Raw genomic sequence first — 6652 nt, forward strand, 5'->3', positions numbered from 1 at the left:
GGCCGTCGCGTGGCCGAGGTCTCCGGCGGAGAGGCGATGCTCATCGCCATCACCGGGCTGAGCATCCGCCGCACTGCGATCACCCTGCTCGACGAGCCCACAAACAACCTCGACCGGCCTACCCGCGCCAAGCTCGCCGACTTCGTCGACCAGTGGCCGGGGACCCTCGTCGTGGTCAGCCACGACCTCGAGCTGCTGGAGCACATGGAGAACACCACCGAGCTCTACGGCGGCACCCTCGACACCTTCGGCGGCCCTTACAGCGCCTGGAAGGAACACCAGGAGCAAGAGCAGGCGGCGGCGGTCCAAGCCGCACGGTCAGCCCAGCAAGCGCTCAAGGTCGAGAAGCGGCAGCGCGTCGAGGCGGAGACGAAGCTGGCGCGCAGGGAGCGCACTGCGAAGAAGACCCAGAGGGACGGCGGCATCCCGAAGATCCTGGCGGGCAACCGCGCCAGCAAGGCCCAGGCGTCCGCGGGCTCGTTGCGCTCCACGCTCGACAACAAGGTCCAGGCGGCCCAAGTCGCAGTCGACGCCGCGGACGCCCGCGTACGCGGAGAGGAGCACATCACCCTCGTCCTGCCTGATCCCGACGTTCCGCGCGGAAGGCGCCTCGCGGAGCTGCATGACCAGGACCGCACCTTCGTGATCCAAGGGCCGGAGCGGGTCGCGCTTGTCGGGGCGAACGGCACCGGAAAGTCGACTTTGATCGAGCAGTTCATCCGCGGCACGGCTCCCGCGCCCGATCGGCCGCATGGGCGTCTCCTGACCGAGCTCGTCGGCTACCTCCCGCAGCGTCTCGACGGGCTCGACGACGATGCGAGCGCGATGGCGAATGTGCAGTCGGTCGCCCCTGGGACGCCGGCAGGCACGATCCGCAACCAACTCGCCCGGCTTCTTCTGCGGGGCGACAGCGCCGATCGTCCGGTGCGTACGCTATCCGGCGGCGAGCGGTTCCGCGTCTCCCTCGCGCGACTCCTCTTGTCGGAGCCGCCGGCTCAGCTGCTGGTCCTGGATGAGCCCACCAACAATCTCGATATTGCCAGCGTCGAGCAGCTCGCGGAGGCCCTCGATGCGTACCGCGGGGCCCTTCTTGTCGTCAGCCACGACTTCGCGCTCCTCGAGCGGATTGGAGTCGACACTGTCATCGAGCTCGGCAGGGACGGCCGTATGCATCAACGCCGAGACCTGAACATCTGATGGTCTTGGATCGAGCGCGACGAGGCCTTAAGGAGCAGGCAGGTCGTGGGCCGGCTGACCCACCTGCTCCTTCGCTGGGAACCTTCCACATACCGATTTCATGCACGCCGTTTTGCCCGGCGCCCGATAACTCAAGGGAATCCCCAGCAGCGCACGGCGAGATAGTGATCGGCGCTGCTGCGGAGGGGGCGGGCCGCGGCCGGGCTGCGCGCAGCTCCCGAGAGGGGCGCGACGGGAAAGCCATGGTTCCCGAAAGGTCGAAGCTGTTAGGAGTGGGTAGCCTCAGTGACGGGGCGAGTAGTGCTCCACAGCCGTACTGTGCCGTCTTCGCTGCCGGTGGCGAGGGTTTTGCCGTCCGGGCTGAAGACCACCTCGTAGACGTTCTCGGTGTTGCTGGTGAGGGTGGTGGGTTCGCGGCTGGCCACGTCCCACAGCCGCACCGTGTTGTCGAGGCCGCCGGTGGCGAGGGTCTTGCCGTCCGGGCTGAAGGCCACCGAGGAGACGGCGCCGGTGTAGCCGCTGAGGGTGGTGGCGGTTTCGCGGCTGGCCACGTCCCACACGAGTGCCCGGCCGTCGTCGCTGCCGGTGGCGAGGAATTTGCCGTCCGGGCTGAAGGCCACCGAGCGGACATAGGCGGTGTGGCCGCTGAGGGTGGCGGTGACAACGGTTTTGCGGCCGGTCACGTCCCACAGCCGCACCTCGCCGTTGATGCTGCCGGCGGTGGCGAGGGTTTCGCCGTCCGGGCTGAAGGCCATCGAGTGGAACCAGTCGCTGGTGTGGCTGTCGAGGGTGGCAATGGTTTTGCGATCGGCCACGTCCCATAACTGCACCGTGTCGCTGCCGCCGGTGGCGAGGATCTTGCCGTCCAGGCTGAAGGCCATCGAGTAGACGGGGCTGCTGGTGAGGGCGGCGGTGGCAACGGTTTTGCGGCCGGTCACGTCCCACAGCCGCACCGTGCCATCGAGGCTGCCGGCGGTGGCGAGGGTTTTACCGTCCGGGCTGAAGACCACGGAGTAGACGATGTCGGTGTGGCTGGGGAGGGTGGCAATGGTTTTACGGCCGGCCGCGTTCCACAACCGCACCGTGTCGTCGTGGCCGCCGGCGGCGAGGATCTTGCCGTCCGGGCTGAAGGCCATCGAGTAGACGGCGCCGACGTAGCCGGTGAGGGTGGCGGTCGGTGGGAGTTCGGGGGCGCCGGTGGGGGCGGCGCTTGGGGGGAGCTCGATGGCGCGGGTGAGAGCGATCGTGGTCGGCACGCCGACCGCGGCCAGGGCCCCGAGTCCGCCCAGGAGCAGGGTACGACGAGATAGTGATCGGCGCTGCCGCGGAGGAGTCGTGTTCACACCCGTAGGTATAGAAGATCATGCTTGAGATTGACTTGAAGGTGCCTGCATCACCTTCTGCCCGGTCCGATGCGCCTGAGCTGATGAAACGGCAGTGCCTCCTGCTCTACCGCCGAAATCCGTACCGATCCTCCCCGAAGGCCCATCTTGCTGCGTCGTCCCAGGCCCGCCGCGGGCGCGTCGACCCGGCGGCACGGCCCGGTCGACGCACCGCACCCGGCGGGCCCAGCGGGGGCCGCTCCATCCGTACTCAGTTGCAACTGGTCTTCAAGGGTCCACACCCAGAATTTCGATCATGTCGGAGACGATGCGGGGCAGCACTAGAGCCTGTCTGACAAATGATCAGGGCCAGTGCGGTTAGATGATCGTTCATGGTGAGACGCGGTGAACTGACCGATAAGGCCTGGCAGCGGATCGAGCCGTTGCTGCCCGCCACGGATGGACGGGGCCGCCCCTGGCGGGGCCACCGGCAGGTCATCAACGGGATCTTGTGGCGGCTTCGGACCGGGGCGCCCTGGCGCGACATCCCCGAACGGTACGGGCCCTGGCAGACCTGAACCGCGCCGGGTTCGGTGGAGACTCTGATGTACCCCGAGTTCGGTGGAGTCGGCTTGGTTGACTCTCATGCCAGCTGGGCCTTCACCCTTGCGTTGTGCGTGTTCTCCGAAGATGACTGACTGCTGGCGGGATATTCGGGTGCGGAGGGTCGGTGGGGTGGTGTGTGATCGAGGGATGGCGATCGAGGTGGGTAGGCCGGGGGTCGACGGGCTCGGTGACGTGGTGCGGGTGTTGGGGGAGTGGCAGTACGACGGAGGGCTCGTGCAGTTGCATCCAGGGGATGTGGGGTGGTTCTGGCGGTTGGGTGCGGAGCGGACGGCGGAGGCTACGCGGACCTGGACTCGGGCTGGGGAGGTTCTGGCGGTCGGGCTGCTGGATGGTGCGGAGTTGCTGCGGTTGGCGTTCGCACCGGAGGCGTTGCGGGATGAGGAGTTGGCGCAGCAGGTGGTCGAGGACGTGTCGGCGCCTGAGCGTGGTGTGCTGCTCGAGGGCAAGGTGTACGTCGAGGCGCCGATGGGTGCGCTGGTCCAGGACCTGTTGTTCAAGGACGGCTGGGAGAGTGGCGAGCCGTGGACACTACTTCGGCGTGACCTCGGCGCGCCTGTGCCGGATCCCGGCGTTCGCGTCGAGGTGATCGGGCCGGAACAGGCGCACGAGTGGGCCGCGGTCCTGCGGGCGTCGTTCGACGGGTCGACGTTCACCGACGAGCGCTGGCACGCGATGGCGGCAGGTGCGCCGTATGTCGACGCGCGGTGCCTGGTCGTTCGCAATGAGCAGGGCGAGGCGGTGGCGGCCGTGGCGGTGTGGTCGGCGGGTGAAGGCAAGCTAGGGCTGATCGAGCCGATGGGGGTGCACCGGGCACACCGCGGTCACGGTTACGGCCGAGCGATCACGGTCGCCGCAGCGTGCGCACTCCAGGAGTTGGGTTCGTCCAGCGTGGTCGTGTGCTGCCCGAGCTCCAACGTCGGCGCCGTCGCCACCTACCAGTCGGCCGGCCTCGAGCAGTTGCCCGAGAGACGGGACCTGTACCGCAACGCTTCCTGAGGTTTTCGGTGTGGGGTCGGGGTGTGGCCAGTGATTGCGAGGTTGGTCTCCGGGGTTGGAGTGTCGGTAACGAAGCTGTCAGTGCGCCACGAGGCGCTGTTTGTCTGTTATGGAGGTGAGAGACCGCCATCGCTTCGCCGTCGTAGCGGCGGGGTGGAAGTAGGAGGCAGCCTGAGCCGGGAGTCGCCGGGGAAGGTGGGAGCAGCCTCGACGAAGTCGGGACGGTCCAGCACGACCGGATGGGCCGGGCCTGGTGAACGAGACGGGAAAGTATACGCGAGGAACCGGTGTCTGTACGCCTCTTGATTCGTTGCCAGCTCCAACCCGGTGGATATGGGCTGGTCGGCGGCGCGCATCCGCCCCTCATCACGGGCGGGGAACTCCTGGTCGGGTATTGGCAGCCTGGGCTGGGAGGCCGCGGTGAAGGACTACGGCGTAGCCGCGGCGAGGCCGCAGGGGCAGAGCCGGGTGCCTAACCCGTTGAGCGGACAGCAGTGAACGTGGGAACCATCCGCGTGCGTTCCACGCCCGTCCTCAGCCGGAGGTCATGTGGGTGGATAGGCGCGACGTCGGCCGAAGGCGCGGATGGGGCGGAGCCGTCGTAGTACTCGGAGTCGGGGAGAGCCCGGCACGTGGGGAAGGGCGGCAGCGTGCCAGTCAAGGAGAAGAGTGCAATGTCCGAAGACGCACCGGTGAATACCGGTGCCGTGCGGTGGCCGGATTCCGATTCGGCCTGGAGTGCGGTACGGAGGATGCAGATCAAGTTGCACCGTTGGGCGGGAGAGGATTCCTCCCGCCGGTTCGGTGACCTGTTCAACCTCGTCTACGACCCGGCGTTTCTGGTGCACGCGTGGGAACGCGTCGCATCCAACATCGGGGCGAGGACGCCGGGAATCGACCGGGCCACGGTGGCCCAGATCGAGACTTGGATCGGGGTCGAGGCGTTCCTGGGCCGGATCCGGGACTCGCTGAAGTCGGGCGAGTTCGAACCGGTCGAAGCGCGGCAGATGATGATCCCCAAGGCCGGCGGGAAGCTCCGCAAGCTCGGGATCCCCACGGTCGCCGACCGGGTGGTCCAGGCCAGCCTCAAAGCCGTGCTGGAACCCATCTTCGAGGCGGATTTCCTGCCGTGCTCGTAGGGGTTCCGCCCGAATCGGCGAGCGCATGACGCGATAGCCGAGATCCATCATCTGGCTTCTGAGCCCATCAACTACCGGTGGGTGCTGGAGGCCGACATCACGGCGTGTTTCGACGAGATCGACCACACCGCCCTGATGGGACGCCTGCGGGCGAGGGTCAAGGATAAGCGCGTGAACACGCTGGTCAGGGCGTTCTTGAAATCCGGGGTCATGACGATGTCCGGAGATCGGGAGGAGAGATGGACGGGTACTTCGCAAGGCGGGATCTTGTCCCCGCTGCTGGCCAACATCGCTCTGTCGGCGCTGGATGAGCACTTCGACCGGCAATGGCGCGAGGAGATGGGAACCGATAAGCGACGGGCCAGGCGCAGGAAGAAGGGCCTGGGTAACTGGCGGCTCGTCCGCTACGCGGACGACTTCGTCGTGATGGTGTTCGGAGAAGGACACCACGCCGAGGCACTGCGCCAGGAGGTAGCAGACGTCCTGGCCCCGATGGGGTTGCGTCTGTCGCCGGAGAAGACCCGTGTGGTCCACATCGACGAGGGCTTTGACTTCCTCGGATTCAACATCCGCAGGCAGCGGAGACGAGGAACGAACAAGCACTATGTCTACACCAAGCCGTCCAGGAAGGCCATTCGGGCGATCAAGGACAAGGTGAAGACGAAGACGAGCAGGTCAATCCAGCACATGAGCTTGGCGGAGATGCTCGCCAGCCTCAACAGGATGCTGCGGGGATGGGCGAACTACTTCAGACACGGAGTATCAAAGAAGATCTTCAACGCGGTCGACAACCATGTGTGGCATTGCGTCACGAAATGGATCTTCCATAAGTACTCCCGGATTGGCTGGCAACAGCTACGCCGCCGGTTCTGTCAACCGGGAACCTGGAAACTCGCTCACGGGGGAGTCACGTTCACGGGTGCGGCCAGCGTCTCTGTGATCCGCTACCGCTATCGCGGCAGCAAGATCCCGCCTCCCTGGGCACCGAGCCCGGCAGCCATCACCAGCAGCTGACCTGCGGGCAAGGCACGTGGAGCGCCCGGTGCGTGGAGACACGCACGCCGGGGAAACGGACTGATCGCAAGGTCAGTACCGCGCCCCGGTCCGACCCAACTGAAGTAAACGCGATGGCGTCCGGCCAGGTCAGCGGCTTGCGCTTAGGGGTCCCGGTAGTACCGGCGAAATTTTCAACGGATAGGCAGGTCAGAGCTCCCTTAAGAACCTTCGGGCACAGCTTGGAAGGGGGCCGCTGACCTGCATATCCGTTTTTTCCCGCGTCGTTACTACTGGAACCCCCATTAGCAGTCCGGGTACGATCTCGCCGCGCCGTGTCCGTCCACCCAGTATTCGGCGGCGCCGGGCCGTGAGGCC

General features: G+C 66.6%; 5 protein-coding genes and 2 pseudogenes. 6 read left to right on the plus strand and 1 reads right to left on the minus strand.

All coding sequences use genetic code 11. From position 1 onward, the window contains the following. Positions 1–1197, plus strand: a 1197-nt coding sequence (locus ABZU75_RS44535) for an ATP-binding cassette domain-containing protein (RefSeq protein WP_355568959.1), incomplete at its 5' end; no start/stop codon positions are given. 266 nt (positions 1198–1463) lie between these two features. Here ABZU75_RS44535 and ABZU75_RS44540 read toward each other — a convergent pair. After that, positions 1464–2540 carry a WD40 repeat domain-containing protein gene (locus ABZU75_RS44540; protein WP_355568962.1) on the minus strand — a complete coding sequence of 359 codons (1077 nt, stop codon included), beginning with the start codon at positions 2538–2540 and terminating at the stop codon, positions 1464–1466. A gap of 374 nt (positions 2541–2914) precedes the next feature. Between ABZU75_RS44540 and ABZU75_RS44545 the strand changes: the two are divergent. The 5 genes and pseudogenes from ABZU75_RS44545 to ABZU75_RS44565 form a co-directional block, all read left to right on the plus strand. Then, positions 2915–3088: pseudogene (locus ABZU75_RS44545) on the plus strand (transposase); the annotation flags it as partial. Positions 3089–3272: 184 nt separating this feature from the next. Then, positions 3273–4142, plus strand: a complete 870-nt coding sequence (locus ABZU75_RS44550; protein WP_355568965.1) for a GNAT family N-acetyltransferase — start codon at positions 3273–3275, stop codon at positions 4140–4142. Between the two features lie 752 nt (positions 4143–4894). Further along, positions 4895–5281 carry a hypothetical protein gene (locus tag ABZU75_RS44555; protein WP_355568969.1) on the plus strand — a complete coding sequence of 129 codons (387 nt, stop codon included), beginning with the start codon at positions 4895–4897 and terminating at the stop codon, positions 5279–5281. A 12-nt stretch (positions 5282–5293) separates the two neighbouring features. Then, positions 5294–5839: pseudogene (locus ABZU75_RS44560) on the plus strand (reverse transcriptase/maturase family protein); the annotation flags it as partial. Between the two features lie 84 nt (positions 5840–5923). Continuing rightward, entirely contained in the window at positions 5924–6295 is a 372-nt protein-coding gene (locus ABZU75_RS44565) for a group II intron maturase-specific domain-containing protein (RefSeq protein ID WP_355568972.1), read from the plus strand. The last annotated feature ends 357 nt before the right edge of the window (positions 6296–6652 follow it).

It is taken from the genome of Streptosporangium sp. NPDC005286 (genome assembly GCF_040607515.1).
Lineage (GTDB): Bacteria > Actinomycetota > Actinomycetes > Streptosporangiales > Streptosporangiaceae > Streptosporangium.

What these genes read in the sequence shown, in the direction of transcription:
- ABZU75_RS44555 (WP_355568969.1), top strand. Translation starts at nt 4,895, where the DNA reads ATGCAGATCAAGTTGCACCGTTGGGCGGGAGAGGATTCCTCCCGCCGG.
- ABZU75_RS44550 (WP_355568965.1), top strand. Translation starts at nt 3,273, where the DNA reads ATGGCGATCGAGGTGGGTAGGCCGGGGGTCGACGGGCTCGGTGACGTG.